Source organism: Pseudogemmobacter lacusdianii (assembly GCF_030848395.1).
GTDB lineage: Bacteria > Pseudomonadota > Alphaproteobacteria > Rhodobacterales > Rhodobacteraceae > Pseudogemmobacter > Pseudogemmobacter lacusdianii.
In genome coordinates, this window is sequence record NZ_JAVDBT010000016.1 from 69,634 (window position 1) to 93,249 (window position 23,616).

17 protein-coding genes and 1 pseudogene are annotated in these 23,616 nt (G+C 59.7%); 12 read left to right on the forward strand and 6 right to left on the reverse strand.

Annotation, left to right across the window (positions count from 1 at the left end; translation table 11 throughout):
- Nucleotides 1-271 precede the first annotated feature (271 nt).
- Nucleotides 272-2,710 carry a GcvT family protein gene (locus tag Q9295_RS15560; RefSeq protein ID WP_306681504.1) on the forward strand — a complete coding sequence of 813 codons (2,439 nt, stop codon included), beginning with the start codon at nucleotides 272-274 and terminating at the stop codon, nucleotides 2,708-2,710.
- 170 nt (nucleotides 2,711-2,880) lie between these two features.
- A complete protein-coding gene (locus Q9295_RS15565; RefSeq protein WP_306681505.1) occupies nucleotides 2,881-3,810 on the forward strand; it encodes a LysR substrate-binding domain-containing protein in 930 nt (309 codons plus the stop codon).
- A gap of 347 nt (nucleotides 3,811-4,157) precedes the next feature.
- Here Q9295_RS15565 and ocd read toward each other — a convergent pair whose 3' ends face one another.
- The 5 genes from ocd to Q9295_RS15590 form a co-directional block, all read right to left on the reverse strand.
- A complete protein-coding gene (ocd, locus tag Q9295_RS15570) occupies nucleotides 4,158-5,210 on the reverse strand; it encodes an ornithine cyclodeaminase (RefSeq protein ID WP_306681506.1) in 1,053 nt (350 codons plus the stop codon).
- A gap of 54 nt (nucleotides 5,211-5,264) precedes the next feature.
- Nucleotides 5,265-6,152, reverse strand: a complete 888-nt coding sequence (locus tag Q9295_RS15575; RefSeq protein WP_306681507.1) for a branched-chain amino acid ABC transporter permease — start codon at nucleotides 6,150-6,152, stop codon at nucleotides 5,265-5,267.
- Between the two features lie 16 nt (nucleotides 6,153-6,168).
- Nucleotides 6,169-6,894: an ABC transporter ATP-binding protein gene (locus tag Q9295_RS15580; protein WP_306681508.1), complete on the reverse strand. Its 726-nt coding sequence runs from the start codon at nucleotides 6,892-6,894 to the stop codon at nucleotides 6,169-6,171.
- Nucleotides 6,895-6,963: 69 nt separating this feature from the next.
- The gene (locus Q9295_RS15585; protein WP_306681509.1) at nucleotides 6,964-8,118 is read right to left on the reverse strand and encodes an ABC transporter substrate-binding protein; all 1,155 of its coding nucleotides are present in this window, start codon (nucleotides 8,116-8,118) and stop codon (nucleotides 6,964-6,966) included.
- A gap of 33 nt (nucleotides 8,119-8,151) precedes the next feature.
- Nucleotides 8,152-9,945, reverse strand: coding sequence for a branched-chain amino acid ABC transporter ATP-binding protein/permease (locus Q9295_RS15590; protein WP_306681510.1), 1,794 nt, complete (start codon nucleotides 9,943-9,945; stop codon nucleotides 8,152-8,154).
- A gap of 160 nt (nucleotides 9,946-10,105) precedes the next feature.
- Here Q9295_RS15590 and Q9295_RS15595 point away from each other — a divergent pair, with 160 nt between their 5' ends.
- Genes Q9295_RS15595 through Q9295_RS15615 form a run of 5 tightly spaced genes read left to right on the forward strand, consistent with a single transcriptional unit; the run spans nucleotide 10,106 to nucleotide 15,084 of the window.
- A complete protein-coding gene (locus Q9295_RS15595; RefSeq protein ID WP_306681511.1) occupies nucleotides 10,106-11,014 on the forward strand; it encodes a MurR/RpiR family transcriptional regulator in 909 nt (302 codons plus the stop codon).
- Nucleotide 11,015: 1 nt separating this feature from the next.
- On the forward strand, nucleotides 11,016-11,678 hold the full coding sequence (locus Q9295_RS15600) for a cysteine hydrolase family protein (RefSeq protein WP_306681512.1): 663 nt from the start codon (nucleotides 11,016-11,018) through the stop codon (nucleotides 11,676-11,678).
- 9 nt (nucleotides 11,679-11,687) lie between these two features.
- Entirely contained in the window at nucleotides 11,688-13,001 is a 1,314-nt protein-coding gene (locus tag Q9295_RS15605; RefSeq protein WP_306681513.1) for a type I glutamate--ammonia ligase, read from the forward strand.
- A complete protein-coding gene (locus tag Q9295_RS15610; RefSeq protein ID WP_306681514.1) occupies nucleotides 13,001-13,786 on the forward strand; it encodes an N-formylglutamate amidohydrolase in 786 nt (261 codons plus the stop codon). The genes Q9295_RS15605 and Q9295_RS15610 overlap by 1 nt, the downstream gene beginning before the upstream one ends.
- Nucleotides 13,783-15,084 (forward strand): aspartate aminotransferase family protein, encoded by a 1,302-nt coding sequence (locus tag Q9295_RS15615; RefSeq protein ID WP_306681515.1) that lies wholly within the window; start codon nucleotides 13,783-13,785, stop codon nucleotides 15,082-15,084. Before Q9295_RS15610 ends, Q9295_RS15615 begins: the two co-directional genes overlap by 4 nt.
- A 246-nt stretch (nucleotides 15,085-15,330) precedes the next feature.
- Here Q9295_RS15615 and Q9295_RS15620 read toward each other — a convergent pair whose 3' ends face one another.
- Nucleotides 15,331-16,254, reverse strand: a complete 924-nt coding sequence (locus Q9295_RS15620; protein WP_306681516.1) for a LysR substrate-binding domain-containing protein — start codon at nucleotides 16,252-16,254, stop codon at nucleotides 15,331-15,333.
- 93 nt (nucleotides 16,255-16,347) lie between these two features.
- On the opposite strand from Q9295_RS15620, the gene Q9295_RS15625 reads away from it, so the two are divergent.
- The 5 genes and pseudogenes from Q9295_RS15625 to Q9295_RS15645 form a co-directional block, all read left to right on the forward strand.
- A complete protein-coding gene (locus Q9295_RS15625) occupies nucleotides 16,348-17,874 on the forward strand; it encodes a trimethylamine methyltransferase family protein (RefSeq protein ID WP_306681518.1) in 1,527 nt (508 codons plus the stop codon).
- A 32-nt stretch (nucleotides 17,875-17,906) separates the two neighbouring features.
- Nucleotides 17,907-20,378, forward strand: coding sequence for a GcvT family protein (locus Q9295_RS15630; protein ID WP_306681519.1), 2,472 nt, complete (start codon nucleotides 17,907-17,909; stop codon nucleotides 20,376-20,378).
- A 6-nt stretch (nucleotides 20,379-20,384) separates the two neighbouring features.
- Nucleotides 20,385-21,419, forward strand: coding sequence for a GlxA family transcriptional regulator (locus Q9295_RS15635; protein WP_306681520.1), 1,035 nt, complete (start codon nucleotides 20,385-20,387; stop codon nucleotides 21,417-21,419).
- A gap of 297 nt (nucleotides 21,420-21,716) precedes the next feature.
- Entirely contained in the window at nucleotides 21,717-23,363 is a 1,647-nt protein-coding gene (locus Q9295_RS15640) for an ABC transporter substrate-binding protein (protein WP_306681521.1), read from the forward strand.
- A 103-nt stretch (nucleotides 23,364-23,466) separates the two neighbouring features.
- Nucleotides 23,467-23,616, forward strand: a pseudogene (locus Q9295_RS15645) (ABC transporter permease); the annotation flags it as partial.

The following is a 23,616-nucleotide window of genomic DNA, read 5'->3' on the forward strand; positions in this document are numbered from 1 at the left end:
CGGTGCTGCTGGGGCACCGATCACCCCAGCCCGGCATCCCTGCCCTGCCCGCTCTACCTTCTGCCCGTCCGTCCTTAGAGCCCCCGCCCTAGGCCAACAATTTGACCGGCTAGCATAACTTTTTGCATCAACTAACATGAGAAATGCGGGCGATCACAACCGCGCATCCAGATGCTAGCCATAGCAGATCGGGTCCGAATGACGCCGGCACCGCTTCTCGTCCGCGTCAAGAGAACCCGCAAAAAATCGTTTACGCAGGGTTATGACATCAATGAAAAGCGAAGCAAAAGTCGTCATCATCGGCGGCGGAGCCGTAGGGGCCTCGGTCCTTTATCATCTGAGCAAACAGGGCTGCACGGATGTGGTTTTGCTCGACCGAAGCAAGCTGACTTCGGGCTCCACATGGCATGCCGCAGGTCTTTTGGTCAGCTATTCGCGCTCGCGGAACATCACAAAGATGACCAAAGAGACCATTGATATCTATAAAGACATTCAGAAAGAACACGGCGCTTCCGTTGGGCTTTATCAGGTCGGCCAGCTGCGCATCGCCAACACGCAAGAGCGTATGGACGAGTTCCAAAGCTACATCGGCATTGCCGAAGCGGCGGGAAATGAGGCGCGGCTCGTAACCCCTGAGGAAATCAAGGTTCTCCATCCCTTGCTGGCGCAAAACGCCAATATCATTGGCGGCCTCTTCCATCCCAATGATGGCTACATCAACCCCTCTGACATCACGATGGCAATGGCCAAACTGGCGCGCGAGAAAGGTGCGACGGTTGAAGAGGACACCGAAGCGCAGGCCTACGAGCAGCTGCCGGACGGCCGCTGGAAGGTCACCACCAACAAGGGCGAAATCATTGCCGAACAGCTGGTTTTCGCCACCGGCAACTATGCCCGCGAGAATGCCCGCCGCGTGGGGCTGGACCTGCCCTGCATGCCGATCTTGCACCAATATTGGACGACAGAACCACTGCCGGAGCTGCTGGAAAACCGCAAGAATGGCGTGCCGCAATACCCGATCCTGCGGGACGAAGATTACGGCGGCTATCTGCGCGAAGATACTGGAGGTCTGCAGTTCGGCCCCTATGAGTTCGAAAAGGATCTGAAAGTCTGGGCCGTGGACCGTGTTCCGCCAGACTTCGGCATGGATTTGCTGCCTGAAGATTTCGACGCGGTCGAAACCCAGTGGAGCAAAGTGTTTGAACGCATTCCCGCCATTGGCTCCGTTGGCATCAAGTCCAACACACGCGGGCCGTTCCAAATGACGCCAGATGGTGCGCCGCTTGTTGGTCCTGCACCGGGCCTTGCGAAACTATGGCTGGCCGAGGGCGTTCCGGGCGGCATCGCTTGGGGCGGCACAATTGGCCACCGCCTCGCGCTTTGGATCCTGAACGGCGATCCCGGCATGGATTGTTCTGAGGTCGATCCTCGCCGCTTTGGCAACCATGTGTCAAAACGGTGGACGATGGAGAAAGCCCGTCAAACCTGGGGTGTGCATATGGAAGTGCATTATCCCGGCGAAGACCGTCCTGCGGCTCGTGCGGCAAAAACCTCGCCAGCCTATGACCTCCTTACGGCGAAGGGCGCGGTTTGGTCGGCATTGGATGGCTGGGAATTCCCCCGCTGGTTTGCCCCGTCGCCCGAACTGGCCGTCCCCCAACACAGCTTCCGCCGCACCAAGCAGATGGAATATGTGCAAGCCGAGGTCCGTGCTGTACGCGAGACAGCCGGTCTGATCGAAATGGCGGCGATGACGCAATTCTTGGTCAAGGGCCCTGGCGCGGCCGTATGGCTGGATGGCCTCTTTGCCAACAACCTGCCCAAAGTCGGCCGCATCGGTCTGACGGTCATGTGTAAAGAAGACGGCGGCATCATCGCGGAATATACCGTGATGCGGTTGGCCGAGGATGCGTTCTATCTTGTCTCGACGCCAAGCGGCGAGGTGATGAATTGGCATGAGCTGTCACGTCTTCTGCCCACCGATGGCAGTGTGACCTTGCAAAATCTGTCAGAGCAGATGGGGGTCATTTCGCTCTCGGGTCCGAAATCGCGCGAGATCTTGCAGCCTTTGACCGATAACGATCTCTCTTCCGAGGCTTTCCCTTGGCTCTCGATCCAGAAAGGCGAAGTGGGCTATGCCCGCGACATCTGGCTGGCGCGCGTGTCCTACACCGGTGAGATGGGCTGGGAGCTGCACTACCCCCTCAGCTACGGGCGCCATCTGATCGATCTGCTAATCAAAGCCGGTGAGCCGCATGGCATGAAGCTCTTTGGCTTGGATGCGATTGAATCGTTGCGTCTGGACAAGAGCTATCGGTCGATGCGCCGTGAACTGGCTTGGGATGTGACCCCCCTTGAGGCTTCGCTGGACCGCTTTGTGAAGCTCGACAAAGACTTCATCGGGCGCGATGCGATCGCGGCCCAAAAAGCCAAGGGCCTAAGCCAAAAGCTGGTGACGTTGAAGCTGCCAAATGCAGTGACCTCGGTCATTGCCAATGAGGGCGTCTATAAAGACGGCAAATTGGTGGGCCGCGTCACCTCGGGCGGTTGGTCTTATCACTTCGGCCACGACATCGCATTGGCCTTGGTTGAGACTGCGCATACGCCAGTGGGCACGGAGTTGAAGGTCTGGATTCACGACGAAATGCGCGATGCCACCGTTATCGCCGACAGCCCCTATGACCCAACCAACGCGCGCCAACGCGCCTAAGTCACGCACAGAAAAGGAGCGGTTTCACCGCTCCTTTTTCTTCGCTTTGGCAGTCTACCTTCCCATGAAGCTCTGCGCGACATCATCCGAGTTTGATGCGCCTTAAACCTGCGATCCACGCAATACCTCGATGCTTGCAAAGCGCTTCGCTGACGGCTTAAGCATAGCGAATGCATCGACTTCGCACCCTCGTCCCCTCGGCCAATCACCTCTTCGTCTTTGAGGCCGCGGCCCGACGGGGCAGCTTCACCGCTGCTGCTGAAGAGTTAAACGTCAGCCAGCCTGCCGTTTCCAAGACGATCAAGGCCTTGGAAGAGGCCACCGGATTGCAGCTCTTTCGGCGTCGCCATACCAGCGTCGAGCTGACGGCCGAAGGCAAGCGTCTTTATAAAGAGACGCAAACGATGTTTGACAAAATGCATATGGTGATCACCGCTCTCAGGAGCAAATCCTCACCTGATGTCGTTCATCTGTCCTTTTCCACCACCTTTGTTCAAATGTGGCTTTTGCCAAGGCTGAAGGACTTTAAAGCCAAGCATCCCAACGTGTCGCTTCGCATTGAGCAAAGCACGCGAGAAGATTTCGACCTCGACGTTGAGAATATTGACCTCTCGGCGCGTTTGGGTGACGGCAAATGGCCCGGTGTGGAAAGTTGGCTGATTGCGCCTGAAGAGATCATGGCCGTGTGCAGCCCTGACTATCTGGCCACCTCCGCCCCGATTGATCGACCCGCCGATCTTTTGCAGCATTCTCTTCTGCATTTCGAAGAGAAATACAGGATGCGGTTGGGCTGGCATGAATGGTTGTTGCACCATTCCGTGCAACTTCCCAAAGGCCCGAAGGAAACCGTCTTCACCGATAGCCTATCTTCGGTAGAGGCCGCCGTTCTCGGCCACGGCGTCGCGCTGGCATGGCGACATCTCTCGGCCGAACATATTCGCCGTGGACGGCTGATTTGCCCCCTGCCCGATCACATCTATAAATCTGGTGAGGCGATATATTTGACGATGCCGATCCATCGCACGCCCAAGCCCGGTGCTGCTCTCTTTCGCGATTGGTTGGTCGAGCAGGTCGCCTTGGAAAACCAAGCTGAGGCTTAGCGACAAGCTTCCTCGCCCATCTTTGCCTTGGCCCGCGACGTCTTCGTGAATTTGTCGGCATCACGATCTTTCCAGAAGCAGCCAGCCCGGCTTAGGAACGCTGCCGCAATGGGCCCTCGCACCACGGTCATCTTACCGGTTTTTTGACGGCGAAGCTAACCCCAGCTCTGCGCCGATTGGCCCGATGCCACCGCCGCTGGGCTCACGCCTTTGCCGGATCCCCTGCTTAATCGCTGGGGATCCCGCTCAGGCTTCGTTCAATTGCAATTGGGAATGGTAAGGCAAACCGCCGCGACCCCGTCTTCGTTCGCCGCCTCTCACAGCGTTCCGCAAGCAGGCCCCCCTCGTCAGGCGACCCCTGCCCTCAGCAGCATGCCGAAGAGATCGCGCGGCTCATCGGGATCTGCAAGAAGATCAAGGTCTTCGCTGTGCGGGTGGTCTTTCAACAAACGTTGCACATACCGCAACGCGCTGAAATCTTCGGTGGCAAAGCCGACGCTATCGAAGAGGGTAATTTCCTTGTCCGAGCTGCGCCCCGGCGCCGCGCCCGTGATCACTTGCCAGAACTCGGTCACCGGATGATCCGCTGACAGTTGCTGGATCTCCCCCTCAATGCGGGTTTGCGGCGGATATTCCACGAAGATGCTGGAGCGATGAAGAATGTCGCTGTGCAGCTCGGTCTTGCCGGGGCAGTCGCCGCCGACTGCGTTGATATGCACGCCTTCGCCGATCATATTGTCGGTGAGGATCGTCGCATTGGTCTTATCGGCTGTCACGGTGGTGACGATATGGGCGCCCAGAACGGCCTCTTGCGCGCTGCCGCAAGCGGTCACTTTCAACCCACGCCCGGCCAAATTCTGCGCGCAACGCTGCGTTGCCGTTGGGTCGATGTCGTAAAGCCGAACTTCATCGATGCCGCAGATCGCCTTGAAGGCCAAAGCCTGAAACTCGGACTGCGCCCCATTGCCGATCAAAGCCATGACGCGAGATCCGCTTGGCATCAGATGTTTGGCGACCAAGGCCGAGGTAGCCGCCGTCCGCAAAGCCGTCAGAATGGTCATCTCGGTCATCAGCACCGGATAGCCCGTTGCCACATCAGACAGCACGCCAAAGGCGGTGACGGTTTGAAGACCGTCCTTGGTGTTCTTGGGATGGCCGTTCACATATTTGAACCCATAAGCGATGCCGTCCGAGGTCGGCATCAGCTCGATCACCCCATCGGGCGAATGTGCGGCCACCCGTGGGGTTTTATCAAACAGGGACCAGCGCCCGAAATCCTCGGCGATCACCTCGGACAGTTCGATGAGGAACCGGTCCACGCCGACCGCGCGGACAAGGTTCATCATGTTCTCGACGCTGACAAAGGGAACCGTATTCAGCGCGCGGGGTTCGGTTTGCATGTTTTCTTCGCCTTACAAGGTCGCTGAGGTTGATTGGTCAAAGGTCGACTAAAGTCAAAGTTTGACGAGAGTTTTGCGCGCCAATAGGCCTTGCGGGCGGAACAGCAAGACGCTGATCACCAGAAGGATGGCAAAGGCATCGCGATAGGGCAGCAGGCTCTCGGGCAGATAGGCTTGCAAAATCACTTCGATGAAGCCCAGCAAGAAGCCCCCCGCAACGGCGCCCGACAGACTTCCCAATCCGCCGATGATAGCGGCGATAAAGGCCTTCAACACAGGCAAAGCCCCCATCAAAGGATCGACACTGCCCCGTTGCGCGACCCAAAGGATGCCAGCCACACCGGCGAGCAATCCCGAAATAGCAAAGGCCGTGGCCACAACCGAATTTGCGCGCAGCCCCATCAGGCGCAGCACGGCGAAATCTTCCGCGGCCGCGCGCATCGCCCGCCCCGCAATGGTGCGGTGCAAGAAGAGGTTTAGCCCCAGAAGCATCGCCAAAGTCACGATGATCGAAATCAGCTGGATCATCCCCAAATGAAGCGGGCCGATGGTGACCACTCCAGACAGCGAGGCCGGGATAGAGACCGGGATCGGGCGCGCCGAGATCAGGTTTTGGAACAAGACCCGCAAGATCGCGCTGACCGCAAAACTGGTCAGCAGCAGCGTCGTCCCCGATGCGCCGCGCACGGGCCGGAAGGCCACCCGCTCCATCAAAAGCGCGGCGGTCATGGCCACCCCAAGCCCGGCAATCACCGCCAAGGGGAAAGGCATGCCCCAGATCAGGGCAAAACAGACGGCATAGCCCGTGACCGTCATCAGCTCGCCATGAGCAAAGTTGATCAATCCGATGATCGAGAACACCACCGCCAGACCAAGGGCCAGCAAAGCATAGGTGCCGCCAAGGCTCAGCGCGTTCAGAAGTTGCTGCAGGAAGATTTCCATAGCGAGGTCCCTGTCTTCACGCGCCGAGATAGGCGTTTTGAATTTCTGGAGAGGCGCGCAGCTCGGCGGCGCTGCCTTGCAATTCGATACGGCCATTGGCCAGGACATAGCCACGGTCAGCGATCTCAAGCGACTGTGCCACGTTCTGCTCGACCAAAAGGATCGTAAGCCCTTGATCGCGCAGGTCGCGGATCAGGTCGAAGATTGCATCCACCACTTGCGGGGCAAGGCCCAATGAGGGCTCATCCAGCAGCAACAGATCTGGCGAGGACATCAGCGCGCGCCCGATCGCCAACATCTGCTGCTCGCCCCCCGATAGCAGGCCGGCCTTTTGATGCAACCGCTCGGCCAAAATTGGGAAACGCGCCAACATATCAGCCTTCACCGCGGCAGGATTGCCCCGTTTGGCATGTTTCGCCCCGCCCAAGATCAGGTTCTCTTCCACGGTCAGCGATGCAAAGACCCGGCGCCCTTCGGGGACCAGCGTCATACCGCGGCGCACAATCGTCTCAGGTGGAAGGCCAAGCAGGTCGATGCCCGCAAAAACCAGGCGATTTGCCTTGCGCGGCGCAAGCCCCACCAAAGCATTCAAGGTCGAGCTTTTTCCCGCTCCGTTCGCCCCTAAAAGCGTGACGATTTCGCCCCGTTTGACGGTCAGGTCAATGCCATCCACGGCCTCGACTGGGCCATAGCTGACAGTCAGGCCTTCGATGGTCAGAAGGGGTTCATCCGACGGGGTCATGATCTTCGTGCTCGCTGACAGAGGGGAGACGTGGCCCCGGAGATGCTCGGGGCCACGCGATGGTTGGGCTTACGGTGCCGGGATATCCGCCGCTTCCGGCAGACCTTGTGCAACCAGTTCGCGATCACCGCCCTTAACGCGGACAAGCGCAACCGAGCGCAGCGGCATGCCGTTGGTGCCTTTGAAGGTGATCGGGCCGGTCACACCAGCCAAGTTTTCCAGATTGGCAATGCCATCACGGATCGCGGCGGGCTCGACGCTGTCCGCTGCGGTCACAGCAGCTTCGATGATATTGCCAAGGTCATAACCGTTGGCGATATAGATCGTGTCCGGAGCGTTGCCGGTTTTTTCCTGCCATTTCGCGTTGAACGCTTCCAGCGCGCTGCCTTCGGTGGCGTGACCAGCGGTCGAGAAGACGACGCCTTCAGCCAGTTCGCCCAAGCTGAACGTGGTCGGGCTGTCGATCGCATCAGCGCCGATGATCGGAGCGGTCACGCCTGCACCGCGCAGTTGGCGGATGAAGGCCGGGAAGTCGGGCTCATAGGCAGCGGTCATGATGACGTCAGGCTGCGGGTTCATCGCCGCGATCTTGGTCACTTCAGCGCTGAAGTCTTGCTGACCCATCGTGAAAGTACCCTCACCCAAGAGCGTGCCGCCCTTGGCCTCGAACACCTGACCGAAATATTGCGGCAGTTTCAGCGTATAGGCCGTGTCCGGCGAGGTCAGGATATAGGCGGTCTTATAGCCTTGCTCGATGGCGTGGTTGGCCAGCATCGTGGCTTGCACGTTATCGGCCGGATAGTTCGAGAACATGTGATCGCCCACAGCCAGCGGCAGGGTCGGCGTGGTGGCGCAGAAGGAGATCGCCGGGATGCCAGCGTCTTGGGTAATCATACCGGCCGCAATCGACGGGTCAGCATCGCAAGGGGTGATGATCAGCTGCGCGCCCTCATCGACCAATTCTTGCGCGACCAAAGCGGTCTGAGCCGAGTCGGTGCGGGTGTCTTTGATGATGGTCTTGATCGGGAACTTGCCCGCGATACCGCCAGCGGCGTTGATCTCATCGATCTTCAACTGCAGACCCGCCAGGTTCGGCTGATCATAGGGAGCGAGATAGCCGGTTTGCGCGGTGGCAAAGCCGATCACCAGATCGTCCGCCATAGCCGGCACCGTGCTCAGCGCGCTGATCGCGGCGGACAGCAGCAAGAGTTTGTTTTTTTTCATTTGCAAAGTTCCTCTGTTGGTAGGGGCGAAAAGTCAGGCGGCGGCGCGGCGCTTGCCGATATAGGCTTCGATCACGGTCGCGTTGTTGCGGATCTCTTCCGGAGTGCCTTCGGCAATCATCTCGCCCTTGTTGAGAACGACGATATGATCGCAAAGCCGCATGATCAGCTTAAGATCATGTTCGACGACCAGAAGACCGATGCCGAAATCGCTGCGGATCTTTTGCAAGACGGCGATCAGCGCATCCGTCTCGGCGGGGTTCATGCCTGCGGCCGGCTCGTCCAGCAGCAAGAACGAGGGGCGCAATGCCAAAGCTCGTGCGATTTCCAACCGCCGCTGCGCGCCATAGGGCAGCGAATTGGCGGGCCGTTCCGCCAGATCCTGCAAGTCGACCACGTTAAGCGCGGCCATTGCCAGAGCGCGGCTGTCCTCGCCAGACTGGGCCACGCTGTCGGCGGCCACAGTGACATTCTCCAGCACGCTGAGGTTGCGGAACAGGCGGATGTTCTGGAAGGTCCGACCAAGGCCGCGCATCGGCACCTTATGCGGCGCAATCTTCGCCGTATCGGTGCCGTTCAGAAGGACCCGGCCAGAGCTTGGTGGCACCACACCCGAGATCGCATTGATCATGGTCGACTTCCCGGCGCCGTTCGGGCCGATCAGACCGGTCACAAGGCCGGGGCGGACCGTAAAGCTGACATTCTCAAGCGCCACAAGACCCGCGAAGCGACGGCCCACGCCATGCACCTCCAGCGAGGCTTTGCCCGCCGACGGGGCCTCAATGGCACCAATCGCGGTCACTTTCGCCTCGGGAAACAGCCGCTCATCCACTTCGCGCAAGCCAAAGAGCCCATCGCGCAGTCGATACATCACGATGAGGATCACGATGCCGACCCCGACATCCGTCAGGCCAAACATCTGAGGCAGCGCGACGCCAAGAACCTCTGAGCCGCCTTCCAGCCCACGCAGAAGATCGACCATAACGACGATCAGCGCCGTTCCCCCGACGGCCCCCGAAACGGTCGTCATCCCGCCAAGGATCAGCATGGACATCAAAAGGAAGGTCAAGTTGAAGTAGAAATCCTTGGGCGAGAAGGCTCCAAGGAAATGCGCAAGCAAAGCCCCCGCCGCGCCCGAGGCCAAGCCTCCCAAGACCCAAGCGATAAAGCGTTCCCGCGTCACATTTACACCGCTGGCGCGGGCCGCAATCTCATCCTCACGCGCAGCCCGCAGCGCCAAGCCGCCCTTCGTGTCACGATAGATGCGCGCCAAGGCCACGGCGATCAGCGCCACGGGCAGCGCGACAAAGGCGGACACGCCGCGCGGGATGCCGAAGAAGGTTTGGCTGCCCCGCGTGATATCGGCCGATGCCACCAAAGTGACATGGACGATGACCAAAAAGCCCAATGTCGCGATCGATGCCGCAGAGCCGCTCAGTCGGGAAAGCGGCAGGCCAAAGAGCACCGCGACAAGGCCTGCCACCGCCAGCGCGCCCAACATGCCGATCCAGAGCGAATGCCCCCCCGCGATCGCGGCCAACCATTGCGGCAGATTGGGCAGGCTGGTCGAAAGAAGCGAGGTTTGGATCGTTAAGAGGGCAGAACCATAGGCGCCCAGCGCCATGAAACCGGCATGGCCAAAAGAGATAATCCCCGAATTGCCGCTGTAGATCTGCATCCCGACCACAGCGCTGACATAGATCAAGTAAAGCGCCGTCAGACGCGCGTAGGAGGCCGGCATGAAAAATTCAGCGATGATCGCCAGTGCGATAAGCGGCAGCGCAAGCGTGAGGCAGCCTTTGACGGCTTGTTTCCCGATTCGCGGCATCTTTCCCCCTAACACAGCGCAGGTCGCAGTCCTGTATCCAACATGGTGCACTCGCGCCCGTTGTGTCAATATCATTTCACAAAGCCAAAACATGTTGACTTTTGTATCGTATGTTACATTGTCATAGGACGAAGGACGGGACCGCTCAAAGGGCGATAAAATGGCAATCCGCGACCGCTTGACGAATGGCAGCGTGCAGCTCACGCCTTCGGATCTGAAGGTCGCCCGCGCCCTGTTGGCAGATTACCCGGCAGCTGGGCTGAACACGGTGGCGCAGCTTGCAGCCATTGCTGGCGTGTCTGGACCGACCGTGGTCCGCTTCGTCTCGCGCCTTGGTTTCGATGGATTTCCCGAATTTCAAAAGGCGTTGCTGGCCGAGGTTCAAGCGCGGATGAACTCGCCCTTAGCGATGATCGACGCCGGAAAAGCGACGGCGGTGCCGCAAGAGCAGATCTATCAAGAGGTGATCCGCACCTGCGTTGGGATGCTGGAAACAACCGCTGATATGGTTTTGGCGGCCGAATTCGACATGGCGGCTCGCCTTGTCAGCGATCCGAGCTATCGGCTGCATTTCATTGGCGGGCGCTTCTCGGGCTATCTCGCTGGGATGCTGTGGCAACATATTTGCCAGCTCAGAACCGATTGTATGATGGTCAGCAACAGCCAGCCCGACCGGATCGATTCTCTGGTCGACATCGGGCGGCGGGATCTGATCGTCGCTTTCGATTACCGTCGCTATCAGACAGATACCATCCAATATGTCACCGCTTCGGCAGAGCGCGGCGCGCAAGTGGTGCTCTTTACAGACCCCTGGACCTCGCCACTGGCAGCCTATGCGAAGGTCGTCATCAGCGCCCCGGTTGAGGGCCCCTCTCCTTTCGACACGATGGTGCCTGCGCTTGCCCAAGTTGAGGCTCTGATCGCAGCGGTCACCACCCGATTGTCAGCGACCTCACGCGGCCGGATCGCCGAGATCGAGGCCCTGCGCAAGCATTCGGGCATCACCGAAGACCAACATTCCCCCCTACCTAAGACCGCGCCAGAGTCCGCGGGCCAAGCCGGAGACTGATATGAGTGAACTTATTTCGATCGAATTTGGCGGCCAGATGGTCCGTCGTGACAGCGCTTATGAAAAAGGCGCTTGCACCTATTTGCTGGTCGATATGCAGCGCATCTGGGCCGAACCGATGATGGACCCGACCCATCCGATGCCGGCTGACAGCTATTTTATGCGCCGGGTGCATGAGACGGTCATCCCCAATCAAGTGAAGATCCTGAACGCCTTCCGCGAAGCCGGCGAGAATGTTTGCCATACGATCATCGAAAGCCTGACCGCCGATGGCCGGGATCGCTCACTCGATCACAAGCTGTCGAACATGCATGTGCCGAAGGGCGCGCCGGAAGGCGCCATCATTCCCGCGCTGACCCCGACCGAGAATGAGCCGGTTCTGCCGAAAACCTCCTCTGGTCTCTTCAACTCGACCAATGCCGATTATGTGCTGCGCAACCTGAACACCCGGTTCTTGATCATCGCAGGGATCGTGACCGATCAATGCGTGGACATGGCGGTCCGCGATGCCGCTGACCGGGGGTATTTGGTGACGGTGGTGCAGGATGCTTGCGCGACCTACACGCCCGAGCGGCATGAGGCTGCGCTGCGCGCCTATGGCGGCTATTGCTGGATCACCGATACCGAAACCGTTCTGGCCCGCCTTGCGGCGCTTCAAGCGTAAGAGCCCCACATGCAGCCCAAAGAACTTGTCAGCTTTGTCACCACCGATATCGTCGCACTGACCCGCGGTCGGTCCGTGCCCGCCAGCGCGCTGCCCGCTGCGCTGGCCAAAGGCGTAGGCTGGGTGCCTGCAAACCTGTCGCTGACGCCTTTTGACGAGATTGCCAGCCCCAACCCCTTTGGCTCCTCCGGCGATCTGCGCTTGATGCCTGACCCGGCGACCGGAGTGCGGGTCGAGGGCTTGGGCGGGCGCACGCCGTTCCACATCTACCATTCCGACATCGAGAACTTGGACGGCACCCCTTGGATGGGCTGCGTGCGGTCGATGTTGAAGGCCGCGGTCGCTGATCTTGAGGCTTTGGGTTTGCGCGTGGTCTCGGCCTTTGAGCAAGAGTTCCAAATCCTTGGCGCAAGCTGGCCTGCAGCGCCCTCTTTTGGACTGGCCGCACAGCGCCGCGCCGACCCCTTCGGGCCGCTTTTGATGGCGGCACTTGAAGAGGCCGACTGTGATCCGGAATGTTTCTTGCCCGAATATGGCAAGGATCAGTTTGAGATCGTCTGCGGCCCTGCCGATGCATTGCGCGCAGCCGATCGGGCGGTGACCATCCGCGAGATCACCCGCGAATTGGCGGCGACGATGGGCTGGCACGCCAGCTTCTGCCCCAAGACCGACCCGAATGGCGTCGGCAATGGCGTGCATATCCACCTTTCGCTCACCGATCTGCAGGGCAATCCGGTGACCTTCGATGCCAACCGTCCGGGGCGGCTGTCTGAAAAGGCTGGGGCTTTTGCGGCCGGGATCGTCCGCCACATGGCGGCGCTGACCGCCCTCGCCGCGCCTTCGGTGGTGTCCTACCAACGGCTGAAACCGCATAATTGGGCGGCCTCTTGGACAACTTTGGGCGAAAAGGATCGCGAAGCGACATTGCGCATCTGCCCAACGTCTGAGCGTCCCGGCTATGACCCATCGCGCGCCTTCAACATGGAGTTTCGCGCCGCAGATGCCACCGCAAGCCCGCATCTGTCGCTGGCCATGCTGATCCGCGCTGGGATCGAAGGCATCAAAGCAGGGCTGGAAACGCCTCCGCTGATTTCGGGCGACCCCGACGAGATGACCGAGGCACAGCGCGAAAGCCTTGGCATTCGTCGTTTGCCGACAAGCCTGCCCGAAGCCTTGGCTGCGATTGAGGCGGATAAAGTGGTCTGCGGCTGGCTCGATCCCGTCTTCCTCGACTGCTGGATGGGCATGAGACAGAAAGAGATGGAGATTGTCGCCGATCTCGATGATGTCGCCCTCTGCCGCCGTTATGCGGAGGTCTACTGATGTCCAATGATAAAGCCCACGCCCTGCCGCCGCTGCTGGAAATTGATGAGCCGCCGCCCTACGGCGTGATCAATCCCGACGGCAATTCGGATGTACTCTTGCTGTGCGAACATGCGCTGCCGCGCGTTCCGCGCAGGCTTGGCCATCTGGGCCTGCCGAAATCCGAACGTCTGCGCCATATCGGCTGGGACGTGGGCGCCCTGGCTTTGGCGCGCGATTTGTCCGATCGGTTGGATGCTGCGCTCTTTCACACGGGGTACTCGCGGCTTGTCGTCGATTGCAACCGGCCACTCGACAACCCCTCGCTGATGCCCGCCGTCAGTGAAACGACCGTCATCCCCGGCAATCAGGACCTGTCCGAGGCAGAGCGCGCTCAGCGTCTGGACAACCTATTCCACCCCTATCAGTCAGCGGTCAGCCGCCGCCTTGATCTACGCCAAGCCGCAGGGAAGCGCACCTTTGTCATTGGCGTCCACAGCTACACCCCCGTTTACAAGGGGGGCGAGCGACCTTGGCATGCGGGCATTCTTTATGCTGGCGCGCAGCAGTTTGCGGGCCGCTTTATGGAGGCTTTGAAGCAAGACAAGGCTCTGGTGATCGGCGACAACGAGCCCTACCGGATCGACCATGACGACTATTCGGTGCCCGTACACGGCGATGCCCGCGGTCTTCCAGCCGTCTTGCTAGAAGTCCGGCATGATCTCATCGCCACGCATCAAGGCGTTGCGGAATGGGCTGAGCGCGTCGAACATTGCATTCTGCAGGCAATCGAGGCGACGGCATGAGCGATCTTTACGCGCGGGACTCAGCTGCCATCGCGGGCCTTCAGAAGCTGCGCTTCTTCCCACAGGCCGTGGTCGGAGGTAAGGGCGCGACCCTAGAGGCCGACGACGGGCGCAGCCTGATCGACCTTTCAGGGGCTTGGGGCGCCGCGAGCCTTGGCTATGGCCACCCAGCGCTTGTCGCGGCCGTCACGGCGGCCATCGCCAACCCGGCCGGCGCCTCGGTGCTCTCCTCGGCAAATGGCCCTGCCCTTGCGCTGGCCGAGCGGTTGTTGAAGGTCTTCCCATCCGATCAGCCGCAAAAGGTTTGGCTTGGTCACTCTGGCTCTGATGCCAATGAAGCGGCCATTCGCGCCGCGCGCCGCGCCACCGGTCGTAGCGGGATCATCGGCTTTGCCGGGGCCTATCATGGTTGCACCATCGGCACGATGGCCGTCTCGGGCCACCCCACATTGGCCTCGGACAAAGCGGCTGACCTGATCCAACTCCCCTACCCCGGCGCCTCGGCCGAAGGGCCCGATGCTGACAGCATCTTGGAACTGCTTATGCAGCGCCTGCGCGAGGTCGGACCAGAGACGATTGCCGCCTGTATCTTTGAGCCGATTTTGGCGGATGGGGGCCTTATCGTGCCCCCTGCCGGTTTCTTGGCGAAGCTGGATGCAATCTGCCGCGCGCATGGCATTTTGATGATCTGCGATGAGGTCAAGGTCGGGCTCGCCCGCACCGGTCGGTTGAACGCCTATGAGCATGAGGGCTTCCGGCCTGACATGTTGATTTTGGGCAAAGGCCTAGGCGGCGGCCTGCCGCTTTCCGCCGTGATCGGCCCAGATTGGGTGATGGATTGTGCCACCGCTTTCGCCATGCAAACCCTGCATGGCAACCCGGTCTGCGCAGCGGCAGGACTGGCCGTACTTGCGACGATCGATGCGGAATCCCTGTCGACCGAGGCTACGCGCAAGGGCGACCTTCTCAAAGCCGGTCTCTTGGAACTGGCCAGCCGTCACCCCTCAATGGCCGAGGTGCGTGGACGTGGCCTTGCGATCGGTGTCGAAATCAAAGGGGCCGAGACGCCGCTTGAAAGCGATGCCACCGCGACTGCCGGCCTGATGTTCCATGCGCATAGCATGGGTCTTGTGGCCTATTGCGTCGGTCCAAACTCTAACGTTCTGGAACTGACCCCGCCGCTGACCATCACCGAAGATGAGATCGCACAGGCGCTGAAACTGCTGGATGCGGCCCTCACCGATCTTGAGGCCGGGCGGATCGACGGCAAGGCATCTGCCGATTTCGCTGGCTGGTGAGAGAAAGCGGAGGGCGCGACGCCCCTAAAGGTGGGGTTGCCTTAAGGCGCAGGTCTGCCCCTTCTGGTCGTCTTGCCAATTTTGCCTTCCGGCCTTTCCTTGGGCCGGAAGGCAACGAAGATCTGCGGGCATAGGCCCGAGGCTGGTCGCCTGATCCTCTGAGATCACCCGACCACGCTGACCATAAGACGCCAGCGCGGGCCCTTAGGTATTTGCCCTTCGGACCTCACGCTTATTCACGCTCCCTCACACCGTGAAACCGTCAGGGTAGTCAGAAACCGAGATGATCCAGTCACGCACAGCGATTGTCTGCGCAGACAATCGCTCGTTTTTGGACCAGACGAGATAGATACCGTTGCCTGTTCGCCAAGACCAATCGCTAAGCGGCACAAGCATTTTTCGGTCGATCAGGTTTTGGACAACATGTTGCCATCCGAAAGCAAAGCCCTCACCCGATGCCGCAGCCTGCAAGACCAGCGCGTAATCATTCAATCTTAGACCAGACCCGCTGTCTCGGCCGCTCACTCCGTGATGGGCGAACCACTTCGACCATGACGGCCGCTCGCGAATAGGCTCCTCAAGATGGATGAGCCTTTCATTCAGTAAATCCTCCACCGAACGCAGCGGCTTGGTTCTTGCCATGACCTGAGGACTGGCCACAGGAAAGATGACCTCATCTGCGATCCGCGCCGAGTCGCATCCGGGCCAATTTCCATTGCCCAGCCGTATAGCAAGATGGATGCTTTCCGGCTCCAGATCCGGTTCTCGGATGCTGATTTGCATGCGAAGGTCGATCTCTGGATGAAGCGCCCGCAAGCTGCCAAGCCGCGGCATCAGCCAATAATAGGAGAATGCCGAGGACGAGCTTAGCGTAACATATTGGTTCCGCGCCGCATCGCGAATGGTTGAAAGCGAGCTTTCGATATCGGCCAAGGCTTTGGAAACATCGGTATATAGCCGCTCTCCAGAGGTCGTTAATGCAACGCGGCGATGACCGCGGTTGAAGAGTTGCACCCCCAAAATATCTTCAAGCTGCTTAATGGCTGCGCTGACCGAGGGCTGCTGCATATGCAGCTCTGCCGCGGCGCGTGTGAAGGAGCCAAGCCGCGCAGCAGATTCAAAGATCAGCAGCACACGGGTTGAGGGCAGTCTGTTCAGCATACGATCCATAGCCATAGCCTATCCTAAACATATGGATTTTCAAGGATCACTGACTGCCAGAAAGCCGCTAACGAACAGGGGAAGTTTCGCAGGAGTTCGACAATGGCAAGGCGTGCTCGGAGCCCCCGGCAACATCTTGAGGGGGGGATTGCACAGCCGTCGCCCTTCATTCGGCGCAAGCTACCCTATTTCGATCCGCTCAGCCCCGAAGAGCTGGAGAAGATCGAAGCCCAAGTCGATTGGCTTTTGGAGAATGTAGGCTTTGCCTTTAGGGATGACCCGCAAGCCTTGGAGATCTGGCGAAAGGCCGGTGTTACGCCCTCGGGTGAGCATGGCGATCTGATCCGGGCCGATGCGAAATGGGTGCGCGGACTTTGTGCCAAGGCGCCAAGTCAATTCGTGCAGCATGCGCGCAATCCCGAACGCTCGGTCACGATTGGCGGTGACAATCAGGTCTTCGCCCCGGTCTACGGCTCGCCCTTCGTGCGCGATCTGGAAGGCGGGCGTCGCTACGCCACCTTCTCTGATTTCGAGAAGCTCGTGAAGCTGACCTATATGCATCCGAACCTGCATCACGGCTCGCTGGTGATCGCCGAGCCTACCGATTTGCCGGTGTCGAAGCGGCATCTCGACATGGTTTTGGCGCATATGACGCTCAGCGATAAGCCGCATCTTGGCGCCATCACTGAGAAATCTCGCGCCCAAGACACCGTTGATATGGTGGAAATCCTTTTCGGTGCCGAACGGATGGAGCGCGACGTTTGCATCATGGCAAACGTCAACACCAACTCTCCACTGCTGGTCGACCGCGTGGTGACCGAGGCGATCCAAGTCTATTGCGGCCGCGGTCAGGCCATCATCGTCACGCCCTTTATCCTAACCGGTGCGATGGGCCCAGTATCGACAGCGGCAGGCATTGCGCAAGCTATGGCCGAGGTGATGATCTGCTGCGCCTTTGCCCAATTGGTCCGGCCCGGCGCGCCTTTCGTGATGGGGAATTTCCTCTCCTCGATGTCGCTGAAGTCCGGCGCGCCGACTTTCGGCATGCCCGAACCGGTGCTCTCAAACTATGCGATTGGCCAGTTGGCACGCCGCTTGGGCCTGCCCTTGCGCTGCGGCGGCTCGCTCACCGCTTCGAAGATCGAGGATGCTCAGGCGGCCTATGAAAGCGCGGATTCGATGCATTCGACGGTTCTGGCCGGATCGAACTTCACCCTCCACGCCGCTGGCTGGCTGGAGGGCGGGCTTTCGACCGGGTTTGAGAAGCTGATCATGGATGCCGACCGGCTTGGCGGCTACCAAAAGCTGTTCGGCCTTGGGCTTGAGACCGATGACAACGCCTTTGCCCGCGACGCTTATGCCGAGGTGCAGCCCGGCGGGCATTTCCTTGGCTCTGGGCACACGATGCGGAACTACCAAACCGCGTTTTATGAGCCGAAGCTTTCCGACAGCGAGAATGTCGAAAGCTGGGAAGAAGGCGGCTCGATGGACATGCGCCATCGCGCCTTCCTGCGCTGGAATGAAATGTTGCGCCACTACGAGCCGCCCGCCTTGGACGCCGCCAAGGCCGAGGAACTGGCCGCCTATGTTGCCCGCCGCAAAAACGAACTTCCCGACGCCTGGTACTGACCGGCGCCGACAAGACTGATGAGGAAAGACCCATGACCAACATACTTGCCCAATCCACCCTTAATATTCAGACGGACGAAAGTGCGCGCGGCAAGCCGTTGCCCAGCCATGCCAAATGCGTGGTGATCGGCGGCGGCGTGGTCGGTTGCTCGATCCTGTTCCACCTGTCGAAATTCGGCTGGAAGGACGTGATCCTCTTGGAGCGCAATGAGCTGACCAGCGGCTCGTCCTGGCATGCTGCGGGGCAGATCCACACGATCTCGTCCGACCCGAACATCAGCCGTCTGCAGAGCTATACGATCAACCTTTACAAAGAGATCGAAGAGCTTTCGGGCCAATCGGTTGGCCTGCATTTGACCGGCGGCTTCTACCTCGCCTCGAACAAAACCTGGTATGACTACCTCAAGCGCGAGCGTTCGAAAGCCCGCTACATGGGCCTGAACCAAGAGTTCATCAGCCCCGAGGAAGTGGCGCGCCGCCACCCGCTTATCAACCCGAAATACTACCATGCCGCGCTTTGGGACGATCAAGACGGCGATCTTGACCCCTCGGGCACGACTTACGCTTTCGCCAAAGCGGCGCGGCATTATGGCGGCCAATATTTCACCCATACCCCGGTCATCGCCACCAAGATGCGTTCGGATGGCCAGTGGGAGGTGACCACCTCGCGCGGGACCGTGATTGCCGAGCATGTGGTGAACTGCGGCGGCCTTTGGGCGCGCGAAGTCGGCCATATGGCGGGCCTCAATCTGCCGGTGCAGCCGATGGAGCACCATTACCTGCTGACCGACCGGATCGAAGAGGTCGCCACCTTCGGCTCGCGCCTGCCTTGCGGCTTTGACTACGAGGCGAACCTCTACTTCCGGCAAGAGCGCGACGGGATGCTGCTGGGCACTTATGAACCGGTGGGCGTTCCGTGGAAAGTCGGCGGCACGCCGTGGGACTTTGGGCATGAGCTTTTGCAGCCCAACCTGGAGCATATCGCAGACCGGCTGGAACTGGGCTTTGAGCGGATTCCGGCGCTGGCCAATGCTGGCATCAAGGATGCGATCAACGGCCCCTTCACCTTCGGCCCCGATGGCAACCCGATGATCGGGCCGGTTCCCGGCATGCGCAACTATTGGTGCGCGGTCGGCGTGATGGCAGGATTCTGCCAAGGCGGCGGCGTGGGCCTGACCATGGCGGAATGGATGATCGACGGCGAGCCCTCGATCGACGTTTGGGCGATGGATGTGGCGCGCTTCGGCAAATGGGCCTCGCCCGATTGGGGCACGGTGAAGAGCTGCGAAAACTATGAGCGGCGCTTCGTGATGACCTTCCCGAACGAGACCCTGCCGAAAGGTCGCCGTCAGCAAACCACAGCACTTTATGACCGCCTAGTCGCCAAAGGCGCGCGGATGGGCCAAGCCTTCGGTCTGGAGAACGCGCTTTGGTTCGCCAATGGTCCCGAAGATGCGCATGAAATCCCAACCTTCGAGCGCAACCGAAGCTTCGACTATGTCGCGGCAGAGTGCAAAGCCGTCTCCGAGGCTGTCGCCGGCATCGAGATTGCCAACTTCGGCAAGCATGAGATCAAGGGCCCCGGCGCACGCGCTTGGCTCGACCGCACGATGGCAGGCTTCGTGCCGAAACCCGGACGGATCGCTCTGAACCCGATGATTACCGAAAAAGGCCGCGTTTACGGTGACTTGACCGTCGCTTGCCTTGCCGAGGATCACTTCATGCTCTTCGGCTCGGGCGGGATGCAGGATGCGCATTCGCGGTTCTGGGCGAAGACCCTGCCCGCGGATGTCACCCATAAGAACCAGACCGCCGAATGGCATGGTATCGCACTGTCCGGTCCGAAATCGCGCGAATTGCTGGCGTGGATCACCCGCGACGACGTCTCGGCCGAGGCCTTCAAGTTCCGTGACACCCGCCAGACCTTTGTCGGCGGCGTGCCGGTCATCCTTAACCGGATCAGCTTCTCGGGCGAGTTGGGCTTTGAGCTTTATTGCCATCCGCAATACCTCATCCGCCTTTCGGAAGCGATCGAAGAGGCTGGCGCGGATCTGGGCTACAGATGGTATGGCAGCCGCGCGCTGATGAGCTTGCGGCTGGAGAAAGGCTGGGGCGCATGGGGGCTTGAGTTCCGCCCGGACTTCAACGCCATCGAATGCGGCATGGACAGCCTCATCAACTGGAAGAAGGACTTCGTCGGCAAGGCCACGACCTTGAAGGCCAAAGAGGAAGGTCCGAAGCGCAAGCTGGTGGTGCTGACAATCGACACACCAATCGACGTCTCGCTCGACGAGGCTGTTATGGCGGGGGATGAGGCGGTTGGCTACATCACCTCGGGCGGCTATGCCCACCGGCTCGGCAAGTCGATGGCTATGGCTTATGTCGCGACTGCTCATTCTGCGCCCGGCACCAAACTGCAGGTGGAGATCCTTGGCGAGCGCTACGATGCCGAGGTGCAAGACGGGGCGATCTATGACCCAAGCGGCCAGCGCATGCGGGCATAATCCGGCATGAAGCATATGGTCCCCACATCCGCGCAGTCGGTTCCGATCGACGGCCAGACAAAACTGCGGCGCTACGTCTTTCTTGCGCTATCCAGTTTCTCGGCCTTCGATCTGACCGCTGCTATTGAGGCACTGAAGGATGCCAACCGTCTTCACGGGCGCAATGTTTACGCATGGCGCATTCTCAGCGTGGACGGCTCTGGCGTCACATCCTCAAGCGGATTGCGGATCGATGTTGATGGTGGGCTAGAACAGCTTAACCGAGATGATACGCTTGTCGTCCTGAACGGCGATGACTTCATCGCCAATGCCACAACGAGAGTATTGACTTGGTTGGGCGTTCAATCTCGGCGCGTTGGCCGGTTGGGGGCGATCAGCAGCGGTGTCTACACCGTGCTGAAAGCCCGCGCCATTCGGCCAGCGCAGGTCGCGGTGCATTGGACCTATCGCAGCGGGTTACAGGAGGCGTTCTCGGACATCCAGATCGACCGGTCGGTGTTCAATGTCTCGGGGACGACCTTTACCTGCTCTGGTGGGCTCGGCACCGTCGACGTTATGCTGCATCTGATCCGGGAAGATCATGGTCTGGATCTGGCAACTTCGGTGTCAGATAGTCTCATTTGCTCGACGCCACGGACCATGGCGCATGAGCAGACCTTCTCCCAAATGACCCGGGTTGGTGATCGCAATTGGATCGTGGCCAGTGCCATTGAGCTTATGCAAGATAAGATCGAATATCCGATCCCCCCATCCGAAATCGCCAGAAAGATTGGGGTTTCGACCCGACAGCTTGAGCGGCTGTTTTCCCGCCATATGAACTCTACCCCCAAAACCTATTATATGCGCTTGCGCATGGAGCAGGCCCGGAACCTTCTTTTGCAGACGAACATGCAGGTTATCGAAGTCAGTGTTGCCACAGGCTTCAACACCCCCAGTCATTTTAGCAAAATCTACCGCAAGCACTTTGGGAACAGTCCCCATCGCGAACGTGGTTTCTCGGCGACCGGGCTCGCCCCCATCAGCGTGGCCAAGGCTGCTTAACGAAAGCCGCCCTGTGCGGCGCCAGCTTCCTCTCACTGATCCCCCATCTATGGACGGCGCAACTATCGCTCTTAAAGCGATAGGCTGCAGGCCAATTTCTGGGCCAGCAGATCAAGGAATTCGCAGAACTTACATAGCCGTGGGTTATGCATTCCATAACAATTTTCAGAGGTCACGCCGCCCAAGGCCGCGCCTTAGCATGACCCACCGCCCGTTAATCTGAGCGCCTCATACCGCCAGAAACCTCCGGTCATCAGTACGGTACCAGTTGTAAGTTAAACCAACAGGGAAGACAAAATGTCCAAAAATGGCAAAGATAGCTCCGGCCATCACGCAGCGCTGATGTATGCACAAGAGGTGCAAGACGGAACGCTCAGCCGCCGAGAGTTTCTGACGCGCAGCACCGCGCTGGGGGTCTCCGCAGCCGCGGCCTATGGCCTCATCGGACTTGCCGCGCCCACCCCGGCCCATGCCGAGCCGCAAATGGGTGGTGTGCTGCGGATGAATATGGAGACCCGCGGTCTGAAAGACCCGCGCACGGCCGATTGGAACCAAATCACCAACTTCACCCGAGGATGGCTGGAATATTTGGTCGAATACAACAACGACGGCACCTTCCGCGGCATGCTGCTTGAAAGCTGGGACACCAACGAAGACGCCACCGAATACACGTTGAAAGTGCGTCCGGGCATCAAATGGTCGAATGGCGATGATTTCACCGCCGAAGACGTGGTGCATAACTTCACCCGCTGGGCCGATGGTACGGTCGAGGGCAGCTCGATGTCGGCACGGATGTCCGGTCTGCAAGATCCGGCCACCAAACAGGCACGCCCGGACGCCTTCGAGGTTATCGATGCGCTGACCGTTAAGATTAAGCTCAGCCATCCCGATATCACGCTGATCGTCAGTGCCGCAGAATATCCGGCCGCCATTGTGCACAAAAGCTACGACAACTCGGATCCGTCGGTGAATCCGATTGGCACCGGCCCCTATATGCCGGAAGTCTTCGAAGTTGGCGTCAGAGGTGTGCTCGTCAAACGCGCTGACCCCTGGTGGGGCACCGAGATCTACGGCGGCCCCTATTTGGACCGCATCGAGTATATCGACCTTGGAGTCGACGTCTCCGCTTGGGTGACGGCCGCCGGTTCAGGTGAAATTGATGCGACCTATCAAACGGTTGGCGATTTCGTCGAGATCATGGACGGGCTCGGTTGGAATAAGATCGAGGCAGAGACCGCCAATACTCTGACGGTTCGCTTCAACCAAAACGCCCCCGAGTTCAAAGATCTGAACGTGCGCAAGGCCCTGCAAATGGCTGTCGACAATAAGGTCGTTTTGGAACTGGGTTATTCGGGCCTGGGAACCGTGGCGGAGAACCATCACGTCAGCCCGATCCATCCCGAATATGCCGAACTGGCGCAGCAAGAGTTCAACCCGGCCAAGGCGAAAGAGCTGATCGACGCCGCGGGCATGACTGACTTTGAGTTTGAATTGATCTCGCTGGACGACGACTACCAAGCGGCGACCTGCGATGCCGTTGCGGCGCAGATCCGTGATGCTGGCATCAAGATCAAGCGCACTGTCATGCCAGGCTCCACCTATTGGAACGGCTGGACCACCTACCCCTTCTCAGCCACCGAATGGAACATGCGCCCGCTTGGCGTGCAAATCCTGGCCATCGCCTATCGCTCGGGCGAGGCTTGGAACGAAAGCGCCTTCTCGAATGAAGAGTTCGATACCAAACTGGGCGAAGCTGTTGCCATCGCCGATGCCGACAAGCGCCGTGAAGTGATGAAACGGCTTGAAGAGATCTTGCAAGAGCAGGCTGTGCTTATTCAGCCCTACTGGCGCTCGGTCTTCCGCCATGCCGATCCGAAAGTGGGAGGCTGCGACATGCATGTCACCTTCGAGCATCACCACTATAAGTGGCATTGGATCGCCTAAGATCCTTAGGCCCTGCCCGCCGTCTCGGGTGGGGCCCCTTCCGCTCAGCTAAGACCAAGGGGGCAAGCACGCCACCCTAGCCCGCCTTCGGGAAGAGATGCCTATGCTCATTTTCGTGTTGAAACGATTTGCCGTGATGCTGATGACGGTACTCGCGCTGACCTTTGTAGTTTTTTACCTTACGAACCTACCGCCGAACCTTGAAAAGCTTGCCAAATCAGAAGCTTCCGCGCGGATGACGGATGAGCAGGTG

Bases quoted from the DNA above. Each gene is read 5' to 3' on its own strand.
- Q9295_RS15560 (WP_306681504.1), top strand. From the start codon at position 272: ATGAAAAGCGAAGCAAAAGTCGTCATCATCGGCGGCGGAGCCGTAGGG.
- Q9295_RS15565 (WP_306681505.1), top strand. From the start codon at position 2,881: ATGCATCGACTTCGCACCCTCGTCCCCTCGGCCAATCACCTCTTCGTC.
- ocd (WP_306681506.1), bottom strand. From the start codon at position 5,210: ATGCAAACCGAACCCCGCGCGCTGAATACGGTTCCCTTTGTCAGCGTC.
- Q9295_RS15575 (WP_306681507.1), bottom strand. From the start codon at position 6,152: ATGGAAATCTTCCTGCAGCAACTTCTGAACGCGCTGAGCCTTGGCGGC.
- Q9295_RS15580 (WP_306681508.1), bottom strand. From the start codon at position 6,894: ATGACCCCGTCGGATGAACCCCTTCTGACCATCGAAGGCCTGACTGTC.
- Q9295_RS15585 (WP_306681509.1), bottom strand. From the start codon at position 8,118: ATGAAAAAAAACAAACTCTTGCTGCTGTCCGCCGCGATCAGCGCGCTG.
- Q9295_RS15590 (WP_306681510.1), bottom strand. From the start codon at position 9,945: ATGCCGCGAATCGGGAAACAAGCCGTCAAAGGCTGCCTCACGCTTGCG.
- Q9295_RS15595 (WP_306681511.1), top strand. From the start codon at position 10,106: ATGGCAATCCGCGACCGCTTGACGAATGGCAGCGTGCAGCTCACGCCT.
- Q9295_RS15600 (WP_306681512.1), top strand. From the start codon at position 11,016: ATGAGTGAACTTATTTCGATCGAATTTGGCGGCCAGATGGTCCGTCGT.
- Q9295_RS15605 (WP_306681513.1), top strand. From the start codon at position 11,688: ATGCAGCCCAAAGAACTTGTCAGCTTTGTCACCACCGATATCGTCGCA.
- Q9295_RS15610 (WP_306681514.1), top strand. From the start codon at position 13,001: ATGTCCAATGATAAAGCCCACGCCCTGCCGCCGCTGCTGGAAATTGAT.
- Q9295_RS15615 (WP_306681515.1), top strand. From the start codon at position 13,783: ATGAGCGATCTTTACGCGCGGGACTCAGCTGCCATCGCGGGCCTTCAG.
- Q9295_RS15620 (WP_306681516.1), bottom strand. From the start codon at position 16,254: ATGGATCGTATGCTGAACAGACTGCCCTCAACCCGTGTGCTGCTGATC.
- Q9295_RS15625 (WP_306681518.1), top strand. From the start codon at position 16,348: ATGGCAAGGCGTGCTCGGAGCCCCCGGCAACATCTTGAGGGGGGGATT.
- Q9295_RS15630 (WP_306681519.1), top strand. From the start codon at position 17,907: ATGACCAACATACTTGCCCAATCCACCCTTAATATTCAGACGGACGAA.
- Q9295_RS15635 (WP_306681520.1), top strand. From the start codon at position 20,385: ATGAAGCATATGGTCCCCACATCCGCGCAGTCGGTTCCGATCGACGGC.
- Q9295_RS15640 (WP_306681521.1), top strand. From the start codon at position 21,717: ATGTCCAAAAATGGCAAAGATAGCTCCGGCCATCACGCAGCGCTGATG.